Annotated in this window: 21 protein-coding genes and 1 pseudogene; 4 read left to right on the top strand and 18 right to left on the bottom strand. The window is 72.3% G+C overall.

Going from position 1 to position 22,201, the window contains the following annotated elements; all coding sequences use genetic code 11:
• From QIS99_RS27520 to QIS99_RS27510, 3 genes and pseudogenes are all read right to left on the bottom strand, one after another.
• Positions 1-2,138, bottom strand: a 2,138-nt coding sequence (locus QIS99_RS27520; RefSeq protein ID WP_282516385.1) for a tyrosine-type recombinase/integrase, incomplete at its 3' end; no start/stop codon positions are given.
• Positions 2,131-2,667 carry a tyrosine-type recombinase/integrase gene (locus QIS99_RS27515; protein ID WP_282516384.1) on the bottom strand — a complete coding sequence of 179 codons (537 nt, stop codon included), beginning with the start codon at positions 2,665-2,667 and terminating at the stop codon, positions 2,131-2,133. The genes QIS99_RS27520 and QIS99_RS27515, both read right to left, overlap by 8 nt.
• A 706-nt stretch (positions 2,668-3,373) precedes the next feature.
• Positions 3,374-4,060 (bottom strand): annotated as a pseudogene (locus QIS99_RS27510) (transposase); the annotation flags it as partial.
• Between the two features lie 83 nt (positions 4,061-4,143).
• Between QIS99_RS27510 and QIS99_RS27505 the strand changes: the two are divergent.
• Positions 4,144-4,545 carry a hypothetical protein gene (locus QIS99_RS27505; protein ID WP_282516383.1) on the top strand — a complete coding sequence of 134 codons (402 nt, stop codon included), beginning with the start codon at positions 4,144-4,146 and terminating at the stop codon, positions 4,543-4,545.
• On the opposite strand, the gene QIS99_RS27500 is transcribed toward QIS99_RS27505, so the two are convergent.
• Positions 4,535-4,693, bottom strand: coding sequence for a hypothetical protein (locus QIS99_RS27500; RefSeq protein WP_282516382.1), 159 nt, complete (start codon positions 4,691-4,693; stop codon positions 4,535-4,537). The two genes, QIS99_RS27505 and QIS99_RS27500, sit on opposite strands and share 11 nt — an antisense overlap.
• A gap of 437 nt (positions 4,694-5,130) precedes the next feature.
• Positions 5,131-6,081, bottom strand: a complete 951-nt coding sequence (locus QIS99_RS27495; RefSeq protein ID WP_282516381.1) for an AraC family transcriptional regulator — start codon at positions 6,079-6,081, stop codon at positions 5,131-5,133.
• Between the two features lie 129 nt (positions 6,082-6,210).
• On the opposite strand from QIS99_RS27495, the gene QIS99_RS27490 reads away from it, so the two are divergent.
• Positions 6,211-6,900: an NAD(P)H oxidoreductase gene (locus QIS99_RS27490; RefSeq protein WP_282516380.1), complete on the top strand. Its 690-nt coding sequence runs from the start codon at positions 6,211-6,213 to the stop codon at positions 6,898-6,900.
• 73 nt (positions 6,901-6,973) lie between these two features.
• On the opposite strand, the gene QIS99_RS27485 is transcribed toward QIS99_RS27490, so the two are convergent.
• From QIS99_RS27485 to QIS99_RS27475, 3 genes are all read right to left on the bottom strand, one after another.
• Complete coding sequence (locus QIS99_RS27485; protein ID WP_282516379.1) at positions 6,974-8,179, bottom strand: esterase-like activity of phytase family protein; 1,206 nt, start codon at positions 8,177-8,179, stop codon at positions 6,974-6,976.
• Positions 8,180-8,289: 110 nt separating this feature from the next.
• Positions 8,290-9,189, bottom strand: a complete 900-nt coding sequence (locus tag QIS99_RS27480) for a YhjD/YihY/BrkB family envelope integrity protein (protein ID WP_408909649.1) — start codon at positions 9,187-9,189, stop codon at positions 8,290-8,292.
• 151 nt (positions 9,190-9,340) lie between these two features.
• Positions 9,341-10,438 carry a DUF2278 family protein gene (locus QIS99_RS27475; RefSeq protein WP_282516378.1) on the bottom strand — a complete coding sequence of 366 codons (1,098 nt, stop codon included), beginning with the start codon at positions 10,436-10,438 and terminating at the stop codon, positions 9,341-9,343.
• Positions 10,439-10,668: 230 nt separating this feature from the next.
• On the opposite strand from QIS99_RS27475, the gene QIS99_RS27470 reads away from it, so the two are divergent.
• The gene (locus tag QIS99_RS27470) at positions 10,669-11,295 is read left to right on the top strand and encodes a 2'-5' RNA ligase family protein (RefSeq protein WP_282516377.1); all 627 of its coding nucleotides are present in this window, start codon (positions 10,669-10,671) and stop codon (positions 11,293-11,295) included.
• A gap of 116 nt (positions 11,296-11,411) precedes the next feature.
• On the opposite strand, the gene QIS99_RS27465 is transcribed toward QIS99_RS27470, so the two are convergent.
• On the bottom strand, positions 11,412-11,618 hold the full coding sequence (locus QIS99_RS27465; RefSeq protein ID WP_282516376.1) for a DUF5988 family protein: 207 nt from the start codon (positions 11,616-11,618) through the stop codon (positions 11,412-11,414).
• 223 nt (positions 11,619-11,841) lie between these two features.
• Here QIS99_RS27465 and QIS99_RS27460 point away from each other — a divergent pair, with 223 nt between their 5' ends.
• Complete coding sequence (locus tag QIS99_RS27460; RefSeq protein WP_282516375.1) at positions 11,842-13,101, top strand: nucleotide sugar dehydrogenase; 1,260 nt, start codon at positions 11,842-11,844, stop codon at positions 13,099-13,101.
• Positions 13,102-13,121: 20 nt separating this feature from the next.
• Here the strand turns inward: QIS99_RS27460 and QIS99_RS27455 are convergent, their stop codons facing one another.
• From QIS99_RS27455 to QIS99_RS27415, 9 genes are read right to left on the bottom strand one after another with little or no spacing between them, the layout of a single operon-like run.
• On the bottom strand, positions 13,122-13,535 hold the full coding sequence (locus tag QIS99_RS27455) for a DUF6917 domain-containing protein (RefSeq protein ID WP_282516374.1): 414 nt from the start codon (positions 13,533-13,535) through the stop codon (positions 13,122-13,124).
• Entirely contained in the window at positions 13,532-14,533 is a 1,002-nt protein-coding gene (locus tag QIS99_RS27450; RefSeq protein ID WP_282516373.1) for a Gfo/Idh/MocA family protein, read from the bottom strand. Before QIS99_RS27450 ends, QIS99_RS27455 begins: the two co-directional genes overlap by 4 nt.
• Positions 14,530-15,768, bottom strand: coding sequence for an Ldh family oxidoreductase (locus QIS99_RS27445; protein WP_282516372.1), 1,239 nt, complete (start codon positions 15,766-15,768; stop codon positions 14,530-14,532). Before QIS99_RS27445 ends, QIS99_RS27450 begins: the two co-directional genes overlap by 4 nt.
• A 28-nt stretch (positions 15,769-15,796) precedes the next feature.
• Positions 15,797-17,170, bottom strand: coding sequence for a M20/M25/M40 family metallo-hydrolase (locus QIS99_RS27440; protein WP_282516371.1), 1,374 nt, complete (start codon positions 17,168-17,170; stop codon positions 15,797-15,799).
• Positions 17,163-18,098 (bottom strand): sugar phosphate isomerase/epimerase family protein, encoded by a 936-nt coding sequence (locus QIS99_RS27435; protein WP_282516370.1) that lies wholly within the window; start codon positions 18,096-18,098, stop codon positions 17,163-17,165. The genes QIS99_RS27440 and QIS99_RS27435 overlap by 8 nt, the downstream gene beginning before the upstream one ends.
• Positions 18,088-19,110 (bottom strand): Gfo/Idh/MocA family oxidoreductase, encoded by a 1,023-nt coding sequence (locus QIS99_RS27430; RefSeq protein ID WP_282516369.1) that lies wholly within the window; start codon positions 19,108-19,110, stop codon positions 18,088-18,090. The genes QIS99_RS27435 and QIS99_RS27430 overlap by 11 nt, the downstream gene beginning before the upstream one ends.
• Before the next feature lie 42 nt (positions 19,111-19,152).
• The gene (locus tag QIS99_RS27425) at positions 19,153-20,289 is read right to left on the bottom strand and encodes a DegT/DnrJ/EryC1/StrS family aminotransferase (protein ID WP_282516368.1); all 1,137 of its coding nucleotides are present in this window, start codon (positions 20,287-20,289) and stop codon (positions 19,153-19,155) included.
• The gene (locus tag QIS99_RS27420; protein ID WP_282516367.1) at positions 20,286-21,476 is read right to left on the bottom strand and encodes a DegT/DnrJ/EryC1/StrS family aminotransferase; all 1,191 of its coding nucleotides are present in this window, start codon (positions 21,474-21,476) and stop codon (positions 20,286-20,288) included. Before QIS99_RS27420 ends, QIS99_RS27425 begins: the two co-directional genes overlap by 4 nt.
• Positions 21,473-22,054, bottom strand: a complete 582-nt coding sequence (locus tag QIS99_RS27415; protein WP_282516366.1) for a hypothetical protein — start codon at positions 22,052-22,054, stop codon at positions 21,473-21,475. Before QIS99_RS27415 ends, QIS99_RS27420 begins: the two co-directional genes overlap by 4 nt.
• Positions 22,055-22,201: the final 147 nt, after the last annotated feature.

The following is a 22,201-nucleotide window of genomic DNA, read 5'->3' as shown; positions in this document are numbered from 1 at the left end:
AAGTCGGCCCACTCCTCGGGCGTGACCTCGGGGTATTCGATCTCTGGTCGGAGCGATCGGCGGTGGTTCAGGAACCGCTGGTAGTTGGCGACGATGTCCTCGGCGAAGACCGCGACGTAGCCCTGGAGGGTCTGGAGGTTCAGGTGGCCGAGCAGGGCGGCGCCGATGTGGATGGGCAGGCCGCCGTTGACGATCTCGGTGGCGAAGAGCCGTCGGAAGTCGTGCGGCGTGAAGGTCATGTCGGCGAAGGCCCGGTGGGTCTCGGCGAGTTCCTCGCAGCTGCGGGCGAACATGTGGATGAAGGTGGTCGGGGAGATCACTGATCGTTGCGTGCCGTTCTGCCGTTGCATGAGGAACGGCATGGGCTCTGACCAGGTCTTCTCGTGCGGGTCGTAGCGGTTGAGCAGGCGGACCGGCCGGCCGTCGGGGGTGAGGCGACGGATGATCTGGGCGACCGCGTGGAACAGGTCTGCGGACATCGGGATGACGCGCTCGCGCTCGCTCTTGGACGGGGCGATGACGAGTAGAGCGATGACCTCGTTGTTCGGGCGCCGATACTGGCGGATGCTCAGGTGGGTGAGCTCGCAGAGCTCTTCGACGCGGATGCCGCTGTGCCGCAGGATCTCCAGGCCGGCCCATTCCCAGAACGCGGTGTCCTCGGTGAGCGTGACGTTGAGGACCTGCCCGTCCTCGTTGGTGACGCGGACGAGTGGCTCGTCCTGGCTCTTGGCCCAGGTGCGATCGCGATCGCTGTCCGTGCGCCGGTAGGAGTGCCCGTCGTGCTCGAAGGTCTCTCCGAGCTCGACCGCGCGGGCCTTCTTGAGCAGGCCCGTTAAGTGCTCGTAGCGGCCTTCGACGTGTGCGACCAGGGTGGGCAGCAGCGGCTGGCGGACCCGGATGCGGTCGGACATCCGCTGGTGGATCTCCCGCTTGCGCCTGGCGAACCCCTTGAGTTCCTTCGGCCGGATGGGGCAGGGCACGACCCACTGCGCCCACTGTTCGGGCTCGTCGATGGCCCAGCTGTGCAGGTCGAGATAGAGGGCGCGGACGGCCAGGAGGATGCCGGAGTCGTCCGCGCGGGTGCGGCGCTCGTCGCGGTCCCACCGCTTGATGGCCTCGCGCCACTGGTCATAGACCTCGGGGCTCAGCGCCAGGTCCTGCTGGCCCGGGTTGATCGTCTCGATCTTGGCCCAGAACGTGTTCGCGAGCTGGCGGGCCAGGGCCGTGATGGTGGTGTAGTCGGTTCCGGCCCGGCGCCGGGTCAGGTAGTCGATCAGCAGCTGGCGGACGCCCTGGTGCTGGATACGGGTAGCGGTCGACGAGCTGGGTGACGGTGAGCTGGCCGCGATAGACGTAGGCCCGCAGGGTCGCGGGGTGCCGGGCGGGAAGTGGCCCATCTGGTGCAGCACCTGCCAGGTGCCCAGGCCCGCGAAACGGGTCGCCCCCGCCTTGCTGCCATGGGTCACCCCGAGCCGCTTGCACTCCATGCCGAAGTGCAGCAGCGCAGACGGCGTCAGGTCCTCCAGCGCGATGCCACCCGTGGTCAGCGCAGCGGTCAGGTCGAACTTCGCCCGGTCACGGTGCATGTGGTGGACGTCGAAGGCGTCGACCGCGGCGAAGAACTTCTCCAGCAGCGGATCGGGCTGGAGTTCGCGGAATCTCTGCGGGTAGTCCCGGAACCTGTTCGCACGGAAGCCGGAGATCGACGGCCGGACGACCCGCAGGCAGAACGCCAGCTTGATCCCGGCGATCAGATCCGCGCTGTCAACGCGGTCGCCCTCGCGCGCCAGGACGCGTACCGACTCGGCGCCTTCGTCGTCGAAGCCGCTGGCCTGCCACCTTTCCTGCCAGGTGTCGCCCGGCATCTCCTCCAGGACGGAGAAGACCCGCCGGACGGCGATCCGCCGGCGCCCCGGGTTCGGCTGGCCCTTGGTGACCCGTTCGACGATGCGCAGGATCTCGGAGGCCGGGGCCCGGGACAGGTCCCCGTAGGGGCCCGGCGGTGTGCTGGGCAGCGGCGCCGGTGCCGCCTTCAGCTCCGCGCCGGCGAACCGCGTGACGGGAGCGGGGAAGAACGGCTCGGCGCCGCTGTAGTCGACGCGGCGGTTGCGGGCGGTGAAGGTCTTCAGTTCAGCCACCGAACACCGCCCTGAAGTCGTCCGGGTCGTAGCCGGGAGCGATGGCGGGCTGGAGGCGGGGGCGCTGGTAGTGGGCCTGAAGGGCGTCGAAGAGGTCCTCGACGCGGGCGTGCAGGTAACGGCCGGTAGTGGCCAGGTCCGCGTGCCGCAAGATGGCCCTGACCTCGACCAGGGTCAGGTTCGGGTCGTTCGCCATCCTCTCGGCCGCCGTGTGCCGCAGGTCGTGAAGACTCCAGTTGGTGCCAAGCCGGTCGTTGGCGCGCTGGATGACGCGCCGCATCGCCCAGTAGGTGAGCGGCTTGTCCGGGCCTCGGCGGGTGCGGAAGACCGGCTCGTGCGGGGCAGGCATGCCCATCGCGTCGAGGTAGGCGGCCAGCACCACCAGGGCCTGCGGGCTCGCCGGGATCGGCTCGCGCAGCTTCGTGCCCTTGGAGACGACGTAGACGATCTGAGCCGGCCAGTCGACGTCGGCCGGGGTGACTCCGAGCAGCTCGGAGGCGCGGGCCCCGCTGGAGACGTAGAGCAGCACGCGGCGCGGTCCCGGTCGTGGTTCATGGCCGCGAAGAACTCGCCCCACATCGCGTCCGGGATGGCCCGGGGCTCGGTGGCCGGGACACGCTGACGCAGACGGGAGCGGCGGAAAGCCGGCATAGCCTCCGCCGGACTGCGGTGAGCCAGAGCCCGACGCCGTGCCTCCGAAACCGGCACCGGATTCATCAACGGCCCTTTGCCCAGGTCGCGGTGGAAGTCGTGGAAGCTGGCCACCACGGTCAGCGCGTGGTTGATCGTCGCCGGGGCATAGCCGGCCTTGAGGTACCGCTTGCCGGTGCGCGGGTTGACCGAGCCGGGCTGCGGCGCGTTCGGCCGGGTGCGGCGGCGCTGCGGATTCGGTGCCGTACGAAGCCATCCCACTATCACTGCCACCTCTCCTTCCGTCGCCTTGTCCCAGGTCACGTTCAAGAGCCACAGGAACCGGAACCACCGCAGCAGGTCATTGGCATAACTGCGGCTGGTTTCCGGGCTGTTGTCGTTCAGAGCGAGATCCCGCAGGTAGGACGTCACCGACTCGACCGGGCTTCCAGCGGGGTCGAGTACGGCGTATGCCGGGTGCTGGGTCTCCAGCTGAACGACCGAGCCGACGCGGGGCAGGACAGCCCGCCCCTCCATCAGCTGGTTGCGCAGGTGCGACGTCACACAGAACTCCTTGGGCAGTCGGACATCGCAGTGCCCAACGACCTCAAGAAACACCAGCCCTTCATGCGGGCGAAGGTGTGCTCGACGCGGGCCCGGATTTGTTTGTGGGAGCGGTTGTGTTTCTCCTTCCAGTCCGGGAGGTCTTCGCCCTTGCGGCGCCGGTGCGGGATGACGAGTCCGGTGCCCTGGTAGCCGCCGTCGGCGATGGTCATGGTGTTGCCGACGGCGGCCTTGGCGCCGGATTCCTCCCACCCTTTGGAGTCGTGCCGGTTGCCTGGTACGGGCCGGCCGACCACGACGACCAGGCGGCTGTCGGCGTCGATGACCACCTGATGCGCCGTGGAATAGCGGTAGTTCTTCGACTGCTCGGCCACCGTGTGGTCGCGTGTGGGCACCAGGGTGCCGTCCACGATGAGGACGGTGTTCTTACGAAACCGCTTACGCGGCTGGAGCGCGAGCATGGGCCCGAGATGGTCGATGATCCGGTCGGCGGCCGACTTCGAGATCCCGAACAGCGGGGCCAGCTGGCGCATCGTCAAGTTCGTGCGCCAGTAGGCCGCGACCAGCAGGACGCGGTCCTCCAGCGGCAGGCTCCAGGGCCGTCCGCGGTGCACGTCGGCCGCATGCTCACGCCGCACGGCGGTCACCAACTTGCCGAAGCAGCGCGGGCTCAGCCCCGTGAACGGACCTATCCAGGACGGCTCCGACGCCGTGATCACACCAGCCACACCAAGATCATCTCACCCGTGACCAGCCGTTACGGGACAACCCTTACTAGCGAAGCCGACCAGCGAGGCTAGGGTGGCGCGTCATGAGTGGCTTTCTGCGTGACCTGCCGTTGCTGGAGTTGCTGTGTCCGGTGGACGAAGTGGAGGCCCCCGGGGATGTCGAGTTCTCGCATCCGCACGAGAAGGCGCGCGACGCGGTCGTGCACGGGTGCGCGGTCGACGGCGGCCGCATGCTTCTCACCGTCTGGCAGGGTCGCCTGCATGAGGTGATCTACCAGACCCCCGCGGAGTCCGAAGAGGACGCGTCGGCGCGGAACGACCGGCTGTTCGCGCACTACGGACAGGGCGACCGCTGGAACGAGATCCTCGACAACGGCTACGGCAAGACCTATCGCCGTACCGATGAACAGAGGTACGCGTTGTGGAGCTACACGATGGACTTCACGACCTTCGGGACGATGGAATTCCACCAGGTCATGTGGTAGCGCCGGCGCGCGCGGCGCCGACCGTGGCGACGGCCAGCGCGCCCGCCCATACGGCGCCCACAAGCAGCGCCGCGACCGCCGGTACGAGGTCCGGAGGCGGCGCCCCCAGGGCCGGAGCGACGCCCGCCGCCCGTGCGCCGAACCCCACAACTCCCGCTCCCACCACGGCGATTCCGAGCCACGAGGCGCGGGTCACCGCCCACCGGAGCACCGGGTTCGCGGCGGGCCACAACAGGGCCAACGCCAGCAGCGCCATGACCAACCCGAGCCCCGCATTCCCCAACTGCGCCGCGGCGACGTCCCCGACCCGGGCGGCGGCCCCGGGGCGGCGCGGGGAAACCGGGCATGCCGACCTCCTCCCGCCGGGCGAGGTCCACCTTGGACACGGTGTACGCGAGCGCCCCCAGGCAGGCGACGACGGCACTGACCTGCCGCACGCTCCGACCCCGCCGCCCACTCTGCTTCCTTACCGACTGGCTCATACCTCCAGCCTGCCGAGCCCGGCCCGGAGTCGGATCCTCCCGAGGTACGAACCCCCTCCGCCCTCCGGGGGAGAACCGCACCGGCGCATGGCTCGGTCCGGCGTCAGGCCGCGGGCTTCGTGCGGTAGGCCGTGGGGCTCAGGCCTCGGTGTCGTTTGAAGGCGGTGCTGAAGCCGAAGGCGTCCGCGTAGCCGATGGTTCTGGCGATCTCGGCGAGGGCGAGGTCCGTGTCCGAGAGCAGGGACTCGGCCTCGTCCATGCGGCATTCGGTGAGGTACGTCAGGGGCGGGCTGCCCATCGTCTCCGTGAAGCGTTTGGCGAACAGGGCCCGGGAGACGCCCGATTCGGCGGCCAGCGCCCCCACTGTCCAGGTGCGGGCGGGGTGGAGGTGGAAGGCGCGGAGCGCGGGGGCGAGGACCGGGTCGGCCAGGCCCCGGTACCAGCTGGGGGCTTCGTGGCCGGCCCGCTCGAACCAGGTGCGCAAGGTGCAGACGAGGCCCCAGTCGAGGAGGCGGTCCATCAGCGCCTGGGAGCCGGCGGTGCGCCGGGCGGCGTCGGCGGCAGCCTGCTCCAGCCAGGCGCAGACCTCGGTTTCCTCGCTGACGACGAGTACGGGCGGCAGAGCGCGCAGCAGTCGTTCGTGGCGGCGGCCAGAGGCGCGGTAGGCGCCCACGATGAGCGAGGTGGCCTCATCGCAGTCGTAGCAGTTCTCGTTCCAGTGGATGCCGGACAGGCTCTCCGCGGCGTCGCAGGGCTGCGGCGTCGGTTCCGTGAAGCAGGCGATCTCGTACCGCTCGTGGGGGTGGTGGCGGGAGTCCGGCCGGTCGGCGAGGTGGAAGGGGTCGGGGCCGCGCACGATCGCGGTGTCGCCGGGGCCGACGTCCCGGGTGGCGCCGTCGGGCAGGAGCAGGGTGCCGCGGCCGCGCAGGACGCTGAGCATGGTGAGCGGGGCGCGGTCGGCGAAGCGGATGGTCCAGGGCGCTTCGAGTACGGCATGGGTGACGATCGAGCCTTCGGCCCGGATGCCGTTGAGGAGGGAGCTCAAGGGGTCCACGGGCACCAGCGTAGACGATCTCCTATGCGGTGGAGGGTTTCTCCCATGGATCATCCAACTCGGCGCGGCTGTACTGGAGTTGATCAGGTGATCCCCCTGATCCCGACAGCTCCGGAGAGACGAGAGACCATGCCTCAGCCCAGCAGCCCGGCCGCCCGTACCGCGCTCGTCGTCATGGCGCACCACCGCGCGGATTCGCTGACCGCGCACACCGCCCGTCGTACGGTCTCCCGGCTTGAGGACGCCGGATTCCGCGTCGATCTGCTCGATCTGCACGCCGAGGGGTTCGATCCGCGGATGAACGTCGCGGACCAGCCCGAGTGGGGCGACCGGGAGAAGCCGTACTCCGACGAAGTCCGGGCCCATATGCGGCGATTGCTCGACGCCGATGTCGTCGTAGCCGTGTTCCCGGTGTACTGGCAGAGCGTGCCCGCGCTGTTGAAGGGGTGGATCGACCGGGTGTGGAACTACGGCTTCGCGTACGGCCGCAGCAAGCCGCGCCTGGCCGGCAAGCGCATCCTGTGGCTGGGCCTGGCGGGGGCGACCTCCGAGGACCCGATGACGGAGGGCATGCGGGCCCTGCTGGAGACCAACCTCAGCGAAGGCATCGCGTACTACTGCGGCTTCTCCCAGTCCACCGTCGCCCTGCTGCCCGACGCCGAGGAGCGCCCGCAGAGCATCGACGCGGACGGCAATCTACTCGTCGGCGAGGCCGTCGCGGGGGCCGAACGCGAGGCGTACTACGGGGAGTTCGACCGCCGGGCCGAGAAGGCGGTGGTGGAGTTCCTGGCCGTGGAGGCCGCACCAGCGGCGGTCTGAGCGGTTGAGCCACCACAGCGGTCGGGGCCGTCCAGGTGCGTGAACGGCCCCGGCCCACGGTTCTCACTGACCGTCAGCGCACGCCGAGCGCGACGATCTGGGTCACCGCGTCCTCGACGAAATTGTCATCGCTGACCAGAAGCAGCGTCCGCTCACCGCCCGGCAGCGTCGGGCCCCAGGTCATGCCCTCGGTGTTGTCGACCGTGGACAGGCCCAAGTCGTCGAAGTCCGTGACCAGTTGCTTGCGCATCGGGGCGACGTGCTGTCCCTGCAGGGAGTCCATGTTCCGTACGTCGGTGGCGCCGCGGGTGGTGGCGTCGTAGAGGCGGATCTTGTAGCCGGCGCCGGCCACCCAGGTGCGTTCGAGTACGAGGTAGCGGTCGGGGTCGTTCGGGAAGGCGAGGATGGCGGGGACTCCGGTGTCGGGGCCCCATGGGCTGGCCGGGTCGGACGGGGCGAAGATCTTCTCCAGGGGGTAGGCGAACTGTCCCCGCACCTGGCCGTGCCGGTTCTGCTGGGTGACGCGGATCAGGGCGCCGTGTTCCAGGTCCGGTACGGGGCCGTCCTGGATCAGGGGGCCTTCGACGGCGCTGGTGAGCAGCCCGCCCCAGGCGCCGAAGGTGATCGCTTCCACGCCTTGGTTGCGCCGCATGCCCCAGTCTCCGGTGGTGATGCGGTAGTTGGGCGGCATGAGATGGCGGCCGCGGTACTCGCCGGTGCGGCCGGCGAACTGGATCGTCGGCTGGATCACCGGGTCGCTCGACGCCTTCGGGCGGTCGCCCTCCTGCGCCCACACGTACTGGCAGCCGCGCGGGTCCACCCGCAGCTCTTCGGGGTCCACGACCTTGCCGTCTCCGGCGCTCGCGGGCGGGTAGACGCTGCCGTCGGGCTGGCGGAAGGGGTGCGTGCCGGTGAACTCGACGGAGTGCACCCCGTCGCCGTCCACGCCGATCCTGGCGGTGTAGAAGCGGGCCGGCTGCAGCTGTGAGCGGTCGTCGCTGATCATGACGTACTCGCCTGTGCAGGGGTCCCGGTCGATGCCGGACAGTCCGCCGACTGTGGTGTTCCGGAAGCGGAGTTTGTGGGGGACGGTCTTCTCCCCGAGCAGGCGTGCCTGCGCGCCGATACGGTCGGACGGTGCGCCGTTGCGGTCGGACGGTGCGCCGATACGGTCGGACGGTGCGGCGTTGCCGTCCTGCGGGGCGGCTACCGCAGGGGTCATCGTCGCCGCCAGGGCCAGGGCCGCCACGCAGGCGCGGCGGAGCACAGAAGTCTTCATGGCGTTGATCTTGACGGGGTATCCGGCTGTTGTGCAGTCACCCAGTGGGGTGATCACGCGCCGGACGGCGTTGGCTTCAACTTCGCGTCGAGCGCGTTCGGATGCCGCATTCAGCCCCGACGGCGACGGCGACGGCGACGGCGGGGCAGGTGCGCGAGATGCGGGTACTCCTCGTGCAGCAGCCGGCCGGCGACCGCCCCGCCGAAGACCACCACCGAGACACCCACCAGCCAGGACTGGACCACGAGCACGGTGCCGTACGGCCCGTACGTGACCGCGTTGGACGCGATCAGCGGCGAGAACACCAGCTGCGAGAAGACCCGCAGGCCGACGAGGCCGGCCGCCGTCACCACCGCGCCGGGCAGCAGGGCCCGCCAGCCGACCCGGCCGCCGAGGAGCAGCCGCTGCGACCACCAGAAGAACAGCACCGCACTCAGCACCGCGGTGGCGAAATGCCACAGCGACGTCACCACCGCCGCCCCCTCGACCACCCGGTCCTGCGTGATCTGCGCGGCGGCGAACAGATAGCCGATCAGAGCGGCGAGCCACACCGCGTGCCGCCACATGGTGTGCCAGCGGGCCGCGGGCAACTCCCACACCTTCTCGTAGCCGGTCTGCAGCGCAGCGCCGAAAGTCAGACCGAACACGGCGAGCGCCGCGAGCCCGTACGCCGTAGTCGTCTCCAGCGCCTCCCGCGGCTCGGCGAACAGCTCCTCCACCTCCTGCTGCGAACTCACCGACACACCCAGCCCCCGCCCCAGCCACTCGGCGAACCCCTGCCCCTGCACCGGATCGACCGCCGCCACCACCACCAGCAACGGCACCAACGTGAGGAACCCGAGCGCGGCAAGACCCATCGACCGGTGCATCAACTCCAGGTCCCCGGCCCGCCGCCACCCACGCCCCGCGGCCGACCGGACCGCCGCCCGCTCCAGCCGCCGCCACACCGACAGACCGGCCGCATCACCCTCGGAGCCTGAGCCGTCGCCACCGGAAGACCTCTCGCGCATGGGGGTCGACTACCCGCCCCCAACGGCCCCCCAGACACCCACCCGACGCGATCACCCGGATTGACCGCCCGGCCGACGCTTGGTGCGGCCCCGGCACGCGTCGAGGCCCGGCAGGGAGTTCCCGCCGGGCCCCGATGAACTGTCGGTCGGGCTACGCGTCGAAGACGACCGGGCTTCCCTCCTGGCGGGCCTGGCCCTCGGAGTAGGTCACGGTGTGGACCGTCGCTCCGGCGTCGTCGAGGAGGGTGATGGTGCCGCCGCGGTTGCCGAGCCGGAGGCCGTCGGCGGCGGCGACGGTGAAGGTGGCGCCGGGTTCGAGGCGCTGGGCGGGCAGCGGTACGCGGCGCTCGCCCCGGTCGGCGAGGTGCCAGCCGCCGAGGTCGACCGCGGACCGCGAGGTGTTGAGCAGCGTGACGGTCTCGCGCTCGGGCGCCGGGCCCTGAGGGTTGATCAGGGCCGAGTGGATGCGTACGGCGGGGGCGTTGCCGTCACCCGGGCCGCCGGGCAGGTCCGGGTCGGTGGGCTCGGACGGCTCGGTGGGCCGGTCGGGCTCGGTGGGCTGGTCGGGCTCGCCCGGCCGGTCGCCCGCGTCCTCGGCGTGGCCGGTGGAGTCGTCGGTGTTCCAGGACTGGGACTGGAAGGCGAGGAACAGGGCGATCCACTGGTCGTCCGCGGGCAGGTGGATCAGCAGGGCGCCGTCCTGCCAGACCCCGTCCTGGCCCTGGAAGCGCTCGCTGTTGCCCTGGTTCATGTGGACGTCGTGGACGCCGTTGCCGGGCTCGAAGCCGAAGATCTTGTCCGGCGTGCCGTCCTCGGGGCCCCAGCGCTCGCCGAAGACGTACACGGCGGCGTTGTCGTCCGCGACGGCCCGCTGGACGTGCTCTTCGAGGACGTCGGCCAGGTCGTTGTCGGGGCCGGGCGCGTCCGCCGGGAGCTTCTTCATGCCGGCGCGGTCGAGCATGTCACCGCGTACGTAGTCGAGTGCGGCGCCGCCCGCGTCCGTGGGCAGGTCCGTCCAGCCGCTGCCCGCGGCGGGCAGCTTGTCGAGCAGGGCGTGGCGGAAGTTCTCGTCGACGCGGTACAGCAGTTCCGACGGGGACTCCTGCGACTTGACGTTGACGGCCGCGCGGTAGTGCGTGCCCGCCTCGTCGACGAGGTGGATCTGGAAGTGGGGAGTGTCGTCGTCGGCGCCCTCGCGGCGTCGGTCGACGGCACGGGCGGCGAGCACGCCGTAGCTCTTCAGCGGCATGTGGTGTTCTTCCTCCAGCGTTTCTGGTCGAGAGTGCGCCATCCGGAGTACATCGGTGACGCACCGCGCACGCGAGTTGACACGCGGTCGATCCGGTGAATTGCGCGTGCAGCTCTTGCGAACGGACCGTTCAGCTGCCGCGGCCGCGGCGCGGCAGGCGCGCGAAGCGCGGGTACTCCTCGGACGACCGTTCCGCCGTACGCGGCCCGCCTCGCGGGACCATGGGGGGCATGGATACCGGGGTGTTCGACGTGGCGCCGACGGCGCGCAGTGCCGTCGCGTGGGTTCCGCCGTCCGGGATGTGGCCCGCGATCCAGGGGATCCGGCAGGAGCACGACCCGCAGATCCGGCGCTGGCCGCCGCACGTCAACGTGCTGTTCGGGTTCGTACCGGAGGCCGACTTCGCGCAGGCGCTCCCGCTGGTCGCCGAAGCGGCGGCGGGGACGCGGGAGTTCACGGCGCGGCTCTCCGGGGTGCGGACGTTCCGGCACCGGGCGTACGCGACGGTGTGGCTCGATCCGGCCGCCGCGGGGCGGGAGCCGTGGCAGGGGCTGTACGACGCGCTGGCCGAGCGCTTTCCCCGGTGCCGTGGCCGGCACCGGGGCTTCACACCGCACCTGTCCCTTGGCCGGGCCCGCGACCCGCGCCCGGTCGTCGCCGAGTGCACGGCCCGGCTCGACGCGATGACGACCGAGGTCGACGAACTGGTCCTGCTGTCCCGGCGGGGCGACGGGCCCATGCGCCCACGGGCCACGGTGGCGTTGGGCAGCGGTGCAGTGCGTGCGTACGAAGGTGAGGTGAGCGCGGAGGACGTCGCGCGGCGGTCGCAGGCGCGGCGCGACGCCCGGGACGGATGACCGCCGCCGCGGACACTGATTCATGACGCTGATTCACGCCGCTGATTTGCGCCACTGACTCACGCCGCTGATTTGCGCCACTGGCTCACGCCGCTGATTTACAAGGCGTACGACGCCTACGAGGCCATCTCCGTCCGTTCCCACCACTCGTACACGGGGAGCCGCCCCTGCGCGGTGTCCGCCTCGCGGCGGCTCGGGCGGAAGTGCTCGTAGCCGTTGCGGAACTCGATCTTCAGGTCCTCGCCGGGCGTGGTGATCTCGACGATGCGGTCGGGCAGGTCCTGCGGGCCGCCTTCGAGGAGTGCCTTGTCTGTCTCGCTCATGACCTCACCGTTCCCGTCGGCGGAACGCGGCGTCGCGGACCGGGCGGAAGATCAGTCGTGTGGGCCAGCGCACGCGCGGGTCCCTTCGCCCCGGTTTTGCCCTGGCCCGACCCGGCCCGGCATATGCAGATTTATCCGTACTGGAGTGCACCATGGTCACCGCGCCAGCGTCGGGTCCGACGGCAGCACCGCTCGGACGGGGAGAGGGAGAGTGGAGACTCGCATGGAACGCCGTTCGCTCGTCGTCGTGGGCCTCGGGTACGTCGGGTTGCCGCTTGCCGTGGCGGCCGCCGGGGCCGGGTGGCGGGTGCACGGCCTGGACAGCGACGCGGAGCGGGTGCGCGCACTGTCGCTGGGGCTCAGCCATGTCGACGACGTCGGCGACGAGGACGTACGGGAGGCGCTGGGCCGGGGTTTCACCGCGACCACCGACAGCGCCTGCATCGCGCGGGCCGACGTGGTCGTGATCTGCGTACCGACTCCGCTGCGGCAGTCCGTGCCCGATCTGACGGCGGTGTGCGCGGCGGGAGAGGCCGTGGCCCAGTGGTTGCGGCCCGGTGCTCTGGTTGTCCTGGAGTCGACGACGTACCCGGGCACCACCGTCGAGGTGCTGTTGCCGTTACTGGAGGACGGCGGGGCGCGGCGGGTCGGCATCGACTTCCATCTGGCGTTCTCGCCGGAGCGCATCGACCCGGGCAACGCGTCGTTCACCCTCGTCAACACACCGAAGGTCGTCGGCGGTGTCACCGAGGGCTGTACGCATGCGGCCTCGGCGTTCTACGCGGACCTGGTCGGCGAGGTGGTGCCGGTGAGTTCGCCGGAGGTGGCGGAGATGTCGAAGCTCCTGGAGAACACGTACCGGCAGGTGAACATCGCGCTGGTCAACGAGATGGCCGTGTTCTGCCACGAGTTGGGCGTGGACCTGTGGGAGGCGATCGACGCCGCGGCGACGAAGCCGTTCGGTTTCACGCCGTTCCACCCGGGCCCGGGCGTGGGCGGGCACTGCATCCCCGTCGACCCCGGCTACCTCTCCCACCGGGTGCGCGGCCTCGGATACCCGTTCCGTTTCGCGGAGTTGGCGCAGGAGATCAACAACGGCATGCCGCGCCATGTGGTCGGCCGGGTCGCGGAGCTGCTCAACGACGGGGGCCGCAGCCTGCGCGGCGCCCGAGTCCTCCTGCTGGGCGCCACGTACAAGGCCGACGTGTCCGACGAGCGGGAGTCGCCGTGCCGGGTGGTCGCGGAACGGCTCGCCGCCGCCGGGGCCGAGGTCGCGTACCACGACCCGTATGTGCCGTCCTGGCGGATCGGCGAGCGTGTCCTGTCCTGCGTGCCGGACGCCGAACGGGCCGCGGCCGAGGCCGACGTGACGGTGCTGCTTCAGGCGCACAGCGGGTACGCGCTCGACCGGCTCGTCACCGCCTCCCGGCTGTTCTTCGACACGCGTGGGCGGGTCTCGGGAAAGAAGGTCACCCGCCTCTGAGCGTCAGCCGGTGCGCCGTCTCACGGGGTGGTGCCCTGCTCGAAGCGGATCTCCGTCTCCGGTACGAGGGCCAGGTCGAGGCCGGTGACCGGGCGGGGTGCGGAGACGATGATGTTGTAGTGGTTGGGGAAGTGGCAGGCGTCGAAGCCGAGCACGGTCCCGACCGGCCGGCCCGCGGCGAACACCTGGTCGCCGCGGTCGAGGACGCCCGCGCAGGCCAGCTCCACGAACCCGAGGAAGCCGACCCGGTCCACGCGGGCCCCGGGCGCCGGGTCGGTGTGGTCGGTGGTGAGCAGTTCATGGACCTCCCCGCGCCGCACGCAACGGCTGGCGTGCGGCTCCAGGGTCATGCCGCGCGTGTCGAGGCGGTGGATGAGGACCTTGACGAGAGCACCGTGTACGGCCCGTTTGGCGCCGTCCTCCGCCGGGTTCACGCGGGGGCCTCCTGCGGGTGCGGGCTGTCGTGGTCGGCCCTGGCGTAGCACGCGGCGACGAGTTCCGCGACGGCCAGCCCGTCCGGGCCGGGTGCGGTAGCGGTAGCGGTAGCGGTAGCGGTACGCGTGCGGGTGGCGGTGGGCGAAACCGTACGGACGAAGTCGTCGAGGACACCCACGTACTCGTGCCACAAGGAACCCTTGAACTCGGTGTGGCCGGCCAACATGTCGGCGGTGTCCGTGCGCCCGTCGGCGAGTTGGACCTCCACGGTCTTGCGCTCGCCCGGGTAGGACCAGTCGAGCGCCACATGTGCGGGGGTGCCATGCGCGGTGAGGCGGAGGTCGGCGGTGCGGTCCACGCCGTGTGCGTCGCGCCGCAGGACGGCTTCGTCCACGCGCAGGTCGTCCCCGAGGAAGAGGCGTACGAGGTCGAGGGCGTTGGGGCCGTTGTCGGCGAGGCAGCCGCCGCCGCAGCGGGCCGGGTCCAGGTACCAGCGGTCGCGCCCGGCGTGCTCCTCGATCGTCTCCTGGTAACGCACGGTCAGCGAGGTGATCGGGGTGTCGTGCGGGAGGCGGCCGAGGAGAGCGCGTACGGGAGCGTTGTAGCGGCGGTGGAAGGACGTGAACAGCGGCACGCCCTGCCGCCGCGCGAACTCGGTCAGGCGCCGGGCGCCCTGCACGGTGGTGGCCAGGGGCTTCTCCACGCACACAGCGCGGCCTGCGGCGAGGGCGTCGTGGCAGACGGCGGTGTGGGCGTCGTTGGGGACGTTGACGACGACCGCGTCCAGTGCGGCGTCGCGCAGGAGCCGGCGGTGGTCGCCGTAGCGCGCGATGTGCGGGGGCAGGTGGGCGTACGTGTCGGGGTCGTGGTCGCAGACGGCGGTGAGGACGGCGTGCGGGGACTGTTCGAGGGCGGCGAGATGGAACCGGGAGATCACGCCGAGGCCGATCATGCCGATGCGCAGCGGCGCCCGGCGGGGGGTGTGGGTGCCGGTCACGTGGTGACTCCTTCGCGTACGGCCTTGTCGTCGCGTACGGCCGCGTCGTCGCGTACGGCCGCGTCGTCGCGTACGGCCTTGTCGTCGCGTACGGCCTTGTCGTCGCGTACGGCCTCCGGGAATGCCAGGCCCAACTCCCCGGCCACAGCCCGGAGTTCGCGGTGCAGCCCGGCGGCGAGCGGGACGCCGTGGGCGGTGCGGTCGCGGGTGCGGTGCTGCTCCCACCAGCCCGGGTAGGCCACGGGTTCGTCGGTGTCGTGGAGCGGCGGGCAGTCGAGGAGGGCGCCGAAGAGGCCGGTGGCCGCGCCGAGGAACCCGGTCTCGGGCCGCAGTCGGCCGGGGGCGATGGCGAGGAGGAGGTGGCCGACGTCGTCGTCGGGATGGTCCCGGGTGTCGTGGTGGGGGCCGATGCCCGCGCCGGGGAGCAGTGCGGAGAGGACTTCGACGAGGAGCCCGAGGCCGTACCCCTTGTACGCGCCGTTCTCGGGTGTGCCGCCGAGCCAGCGCAGGTGGGCCTCGCCGCGGTCGTAGGCGCTCGGGTCGGTGACGGGGTTACGGTCGGCGTCCTCCAGCCAGCCCTCGGGGACGGCCTCGCCGGAGCGTGCGGCGGCGCGGATGCGGCCGGTGGGGACGACGGTGGTGCTCATGTCGAGGGTGAACGGCGGGTGTTGGCCGGCGGGGGCCGCCAGGGCGAGAGGGTTGGTGCCCAGCATGCGGGCCGCGCTGCCGGGCGGTGGGGCAAGGCGCTGGCGTCCGCAGTTGGCGGTGGCGAGGCCGATCATGCCGTGGTCGACGGCGCGCAGGGCGTGGTGCCCGGCGCAGCCGAAGTGCGTCCCGCCGCGCACCGACACCATGCCGATGCCGTACGTACGGGCCCGCTCGACGGCCAGGTCCATCGCCTCGACCGCCGACCACAGGCCGAGGGCGCGCCGGGCGTCTACGAGGACGGCGGGGCCGGTGTCGGTGAGCCGGACGGGTTCGGCGGCCGGGTCGCAGCGGCCGCTGTCGAGGAGGGGGAGGTAGAGGCGGGTGAGGTTGGTGACGCCGTGGGTGGTGAACCCGGTGAGGTCGCCGTGGCAGAGGGCTTCGGCGGCCGTACGGGCCCGTCCTTCGGGCAGTCCGCGGGCGCGCAGGACGCCGGTGACGAAGTCGCGGAGGCCGTCGTGGGGGACGCGAACTTCGGTTTCGGGTGCGGGAGTTGGGGCCGTAGTGGTCGGAATGGTGGTCGTCGTCACGGGGGTGGGGCCTTTCACGGGTGGGCCTTCACGAGGTGGTCGGTTCCGGTGCTGCGTCCACGGGGTCGGCGCGGCGGGCGAACGCGACGAGGATGCGGGCCACTTCGGTGGCGTACCGGTCGAGTTCGGCCAGGTCCGCGTACTCGCCGTCGGCGTGGGCCCGGTTGGCGTCCAGGCTGCCGGGGCCGAATACGGCGGTGTAGGTGCCGGGTACGCCGCTCATCCAGAGGGCGTCGCAGGTGAACGCCGGTTCGTGCGCGGGCCAGCGGGTCAGGCCGCAGTCCGCTTCGAGCAGGGATTCGGCCCAACTGCCGTCCTCCATAGGGCCGTTGAGGGCGGGCAGGCCGCGCTTCAGCCACCGTACGGAGGTGATCGCGGCGGCGTCTTCGGCCGTCCTGGCGAGTGCGGGCCGGCGCCGGGCCCCGGCCCGGAAGGCGGCGATCCCTTCCGCCACGCTCTCGTGCAGTGCCGCCTCGGCCGCCCGGCCGCAACTCGGGTCCGGGTAGGCGATGTTGAGGAGGAGGCGGCCGCTTCCGTACACCTTGTTGTGCTGGTGACCGGTGTGCAGCCCGGCCACGCACACCTGCGCCCCGCGCGCCCGTGCGGGCAGGGCCGTGGCGAGGTGGTGGGCGAGGTGGCCGAGGAGGACGGTGGCGTTGTGCCCGGCCTCGGGGCGGTCGTCGATCGCGTCGTCGCCGTGGACCTGGACGCAGGCGGTCATCGCGGCCGTGGCGCGCGGCAGCCAGCGGTGGCCGGTGGGCTCGCAGAAGACGTTGAGGCGCCCCGTATGGCCCTGTTCCACCAGGGGCCGGGTGCCGAACGTGCCCATCGCGCCGCCCTCTTCGCCCGCCACGGCCTGGACGAGCACGCCGATACGGGACCCGAGCGCGGGCTCGGCGGCGCAGGCGGCGCGAATCCCGGCGAGCAGCGCGACCGCCGGGCCCTTGGCGTCGATGGCGCCGCGCCCGCTGAAGCGCGTGCCGTCGAAGGAGGGGGGCCACCAGCCGCCCACGGTGTCGAGGTGGACGTTGAACATGACGGTGTCGCGGCGGGGCAGCCCGCCCGGCCCGAGGCGCAGCAGGAGGCTGGGCTGGCAGTCGAGGAACCCGGGCGTCACGGCGGCGCACTCCCGCACGGACACGGGCACGCCCTCGCGCGCGAGCACGTCGTCCGGGGCTGCGGCATGGCGTACGACTGTCATGCCGAACTGCCGTGCCGCGGCGGCGAGTTGGCGTCCCGCATCCCACAGCCGTACGGGCTCGGTGTCGCCGCCGGCCTCCAGGGGGCCGACGGTGGGGGTGGCGAGGAGGCGGAGGAGCAGGTCCCGGTCGGCGGGGGTGAGGCGGGCCTGCGGGGGCGGGGGGTACGGGAGGGCCGTGGCCGCCAGGGTCCGCTCAGCCATGGACGCCACCGTGCGCGGGCACCGCGGCCGTCGCCGCCCCCGGGACCTGCTCGGCGACGAACCGCTCCAGCGCCCTCCCGTACGCGACGAACGCGGCGGGGCCGTCGTCGGCGCGGCTGTCGGTGCCGTCGTGCGGGCGCAGCCGGGTGTGCGGCTCGATGGACCAGGTGCCGCGCCATGTGTGCCGCAGCAACAGGCCGAGGCAGTCGCTGAGTTGGGCGGCGCCCTGTCCGGGCAGCGTGTAGGCGGCCTGGCCGGGGGCGGTGGGCAGGGCGTCCTTGATGTGGACGTGGTCGACGTGGTCGAGGATGTCGGCGAGGAGTTCCGCGGACCGGTAGCCGTACGGGACGCCGTTGCCGGTGTCGAAGAGGAGCCGCAGGGCGGGGCTGTCGACGTGGGCGAGGAGGTCGAGCATCCGGTCGGCGCGGGTGCCGGCCCAGCCGGCGCAGTTCTCGTGCAGGAGGACGAGCCCGGCGTCCTCGGCCTGCCGGGCCAGGGCCGTCATACGCTCCTTGACCCTGTGCCCCCACTCGGGCTCGGTGAGACCGCCGTCGGGGTAGGACATGACGCGCACGTACCGGGTGCCGAGGGCGGGGCAGCGGCGGGCGAGGGTGCGCAGCTCGTCGGTGTCGAGGGTGAAGGGGCCGGTGACGGGGCGGCTCCAGTCGGCGATGCGCGAGTCGACGCAGACGACGTCCGTGCCGGTCACGGCGAGCTGTTCGGTGAGGGCGCCGAAGGTGTGGTCGTCGAGGTCGGCGAGGGCGCGGCCGTCGACGGTGCGCAGCTCGACGGCGTTCCAGCCGAGTTGGTGTACGGCGGCGAGCTGGTCGGCGAGTGCGGGCGCGGCCTCGTCGCCGATCCCGGCGTAGCGGATGCCGGGGGGCGGGGCGAAGGCGGCGGCGGGGGCCGGGCGGGGGTCAGCCGGCATGGTGGGCGGCCTCCTGGTGGCGGGTGCGGGTGCGGGTCGGGGTGGCGAGGGCGAGGTGCCGGGCGTCGTCCAGGAGTTCGGCGGTGCGGGTGTGCAGGCGCAGCTCGTCGGCGTACGGGCGGTCCTCGGCGAAGGCGCGGTAGGCGTGGGTGAGGCAGCGCAGCAGCGCGTCGTCGGTGATCAACTCCCTTGTGGTGCGGCCGTGTTGGTCTACGTCTAGCTGCGCGATGTCGTCGTCCTGGGTGACGGGGTAGTGGCCGACGAGGCGGGTGCCGGCTGCCGTGGCCACGGTGATGCGGCGCCTGCGTACGGGCGAGGTGAGGTCGCAGTCGATGCGGCTGTGCAGTCCGGTGGCGTGGCTCAGGGTGAGGCGGGCGCCGCCCATGTACGGGACGACGTCCCCGCCGTACCGCAGGTCCGTGCAGGTCGCGGTGTGTACGTCGGCGTCGCCGAGGAGCCGTAGCAGGACGCCGAGGGCGTGCGGGATCTCCACCTGGAAGGCGTCGGTGTGGCCGGAGTTGGTGAGGGTGCGCCGGAAGCGGGACTTGTGCTGGGTGACGGTGACGGCGCGGATGCCCGCCGGGTCGCCCGCGAGTTCGGCGATGCGGCCGGTGAGGGCGCTGTGCAGCCACGGCGACACGACGCGGACGTGCAGGCCGTGCTCGTCCACCACGTCGAGGACCCGGCGCAGGGCGGCGCGGTCGGTGGCGAGGGGCTTCTCGACGACGAACCGCCAGAAGCCGAGCCGTGCGGCCTCCCCGAGGAGGGTTCCGCGTACGGCGGGCGGGGTGCACAGGTGGACGACGGTGCGGTCCGGGTCGAGGGTCCGGCGGGCGGCGCGCAGGGAGTCGACGACGTGCAGCCCGGAAGCGGTCGCCAGGTGTGCGGGGTCGACGCCCACGACGGGCCGGTCGGCGAAGAGTTCGGGACGGGTGGTGCGGGCGCGGTGCAGTACGGGCAGGTGGAGCCCTGTCCCGGCGCGCCCGAGCCCGATGAGCAGGGTACGGAGCACGGGGTGGTCCCTTGCGGTCAGGCAGTGAGGCAATCGGGGCGGTCAGGCGGTCGGCCGCAGCGCGGCGAACGCGCACACCGTGTCGGCGATGTGCTCGGCCTCCGCGTCGGTGAGGCGCGGGTGCACCGGGATGGCGAGTTGGCGGCGGCTCGCGGCGAGGGCGTGGGGCCAGGTGTGCCCCTCGGGCGCGAAGCGGGCGAAGGCCGGCTGGTGGGGCAGGGGCTGCGGGTAGTAGACGTGGCTGTCGACGCCGTGGGCCGCCAAGTGGGCCTGGAGGGCGTCGCGTTCGTCGGCGAGGAGCGCGTACACGTAGGGGCAGCGGCCGTTGCGTCCCGGGGGCGGCGGGGTGATGCCGCGGTCGGTGAGCGGGGTGAAGCGCTCGGTGTAGTGGTCGGCGATCCGCGCGCGGCGTTCGAGGCGGGCGGGCAGTCCGGCCAGCCGGTGGAGCTGGAAGGCGGCGAGGAGTTCGTCGAAGCGGCTGTTGTGGCCGATCCGCTGGTGCACGAACCGCTGCCCCTCCTGCCCGTGGTTGCGCAACGCCCGTACGACACGGGCGAGTTCGGGGTCGTCGGTGACGACGGCGCCGCCCTCCCCGGCGGTGCCGAACGTCTTGACCTGCACGAAGGAGAAGACGCCCGCCTCGCCCCAGGTCCCGGCCGGCCTGCCGTCGAGCACGCCGCCCTGCGCGACGGCCGAGTCCTCCACGAGCCGCAGCCCGTGCCGCCCGGCGATCCGCCGCATCGCCGGCATGTCGGCCATCACGGAGAACATGTGCGCCGGCATCAGCGCCTTCGTACGGGAGGTCACGGCCTCCTCGGCGCGCTCCGGGTCGGCGACCATGGTCAGCGGGTCGATGTCGGCGAAGACGGGGGTGGCGCCGAGGTTCGCGACGGTGTTGCCGAGCGGGGCGCAGCCGTAGGCGGGGACGATCACCTCGTCGCCGGGGCCCACGCCCATCGCGGTGAGGACGAGGGTGAGGGCGGAGGTGCCGCTGGAGCAGGCCACGGCGTGGGCGGCGCCGAGCATGTCCCGCAGGGCGTCCTCGAAGGCGGCGGTGCGCTCGCCGAGGATGAACTTCTGCCCGGGGGCGGTGCCGGTCCGCCGCACCAGGTCGAGCAGCACGTCGCGGTCGTCCTCGAACAGGTCGGGGGCGAAGAACGGAATGGTGCCCTGGGTCATGCCGCGGCCCTCCCGGTGCAGTAGCGGCGGATCGCGGCGCAGACGGCGTCGACGTCGGCGAGCGTCAGGTCGGAGTGCAGCGGCAGCGCGAGGGTGTGCTCGCAGGCGGCCTCGGCGTACGGGAACTGCCCCTGCTTGTAGCCGAGTTCGGCGAAGCAGGGCTGGAGGTGGAGCGGCGTCGGGTAGTACGTCTCGGTGCCGATGCCGTGGTCGGCGAGGTGGGCGGCGAGCCCGTCCCGCCGCTCGGCCTCGACGAGGTACACGTAGAACACCGGGTCGGTGTCGGCGTCGCGGCGGGCGAGGGCCGGCAGGCGGAGCAGACCGGGGAGGTCGCGGAGGCGTTCGGTGTAGGCGTCGGCGAGCTCCTGCCTGCGGCGGACGGCGGCGGCGAGCCGGGGCAGTTTCGCGAGCAGGACGGCGGCCTGGAGGTCGTCCATCTTGCTGTTGACGCCGGTCAGTTCGGTGGCGTTGCTGATGCCGGGGAAGTGGGCGAGGGTGCGGCCGGTGCGGCCGTGGTGGCGCAGGGCGGCGGCGGTCTCGGCGATGTGCGGGTCGTCGGTGAGGATCGCGCCGGCGTCGCCGATGGCGCCGAGGGTCTTGGTGGGGAAGAACGACAGGACTCCGCCCGCGCCGAGCAGGCCCGCGTGGACGCCGTTCCAGCGCATCCCGATCGCCTCGGCGCTGTCCTCGACGAGGGTGAGCCGGTACCGCTCCGCGACCCGCGCGAGCGCGTCCATGTCGGCCATCTGGCAGAACAGGTGCACCGGCATCAGCATCGTGGTGCGCGGGGTGACGGCGTCCGCGGCGGCCCTCGGGTCGAGTGCGTACGTCTCCGGGTCGATGTCGGCGAACACGGGCCGGCCGCCGGCGAGTACGACGGAGGAGGCGGTGGCGATGAAGCTGAACGCCGGGACGACGACCTCGTCGCCCGCCTTGAGTCCGGCCGCGCGCAGCAGCAGCACCAGGGCGTCGGTGCCGCTGTTGACGGCCACGCAGTGGCGGGCGCCGGTCCACTCGGCCAGGGCCGTCTCCAGGCGGCCGACCTGCCGCCCGTGGGAGAACTTGCCGTCGTCGAGGACCTCGCCGACCCGGGTGCGGATCTCCGGCCAGCTCTCCTCGAACGAGGCGGCCTGGCTGAAGAACGGCACCGGGTGCGCGGGGGGTGGGTCGGTGGGGGCGGTGGTCATTCTTGGGTTTCTTCCTTGACGGGAGGGTGTGCTTGCGGGTGCTCGGGCGGGGCGCCCGCGGCGGTCCGGGGCGTTCCGTGCGCGGCTAGGAGCGCGGCCGCCGCGCACACCACGGGCGCCACGAGGGACAGCACCTGAGCGCCTTCCTCCAGGCCGGCCGGATGCCCCAAGTGGGCGCTGTGGAAGACGAGATGGGCGACGCCGAAGGTGAGCGCGGGCACGGCGGCGGCCCGTACGAGCAGGGGGTGCGGGCGGCGCGCGGCCCAGGCGGCGAGCACGGCGAGGGCGACCCCGGCGGCGCCGGTGTCGTGGACGAGGTGCTCGTTGTAGGGCGGGAACCCGGCCACCCAGGGGTGGCCGGGAAGGGGGTAAGTGTCGTAGAAGCCGCGCGGCCACAGCAGTGCCCAGGCCCCCGGCAGGCCTTGGCCGAGGGCCAGCAGGATCAGGCAGGTGCGGGCCCAGGCCGGCCGGCGGCCCTGCAGGCGTGGCGCGGGGGCGGGGGCGGGCGCGGGCGTGGGCGCGGCGGCGGGGCGGGCCGCCGCTCGCGGTCGGTCGGGGCGGGCGCCGGTCGGGGACATCCCACTCCTTTTCGCGTACGCGGCAGCGGAAATCCGAGGTGCCGAAAAATGACGCCTCACCGATGAAAGTGGCGACGCCGGCGCATATTTGCTCGGACCTTGCACCCGAATCGTAGTCATGCGGAATTACTCGGGCGACATGCGACA

Source organism: Streptomyces solicavernae, assembly GCF_029968095.1.
GTDB lineage: Bacteria > Actinomycetota > Actinomycetes > Streptomycetales > Streptomycetaceae > Streptomyces > Streptomyces solicavernae.
This window is presented reverse-complemented; position numbering and strand designations above follow the sequence as displayed.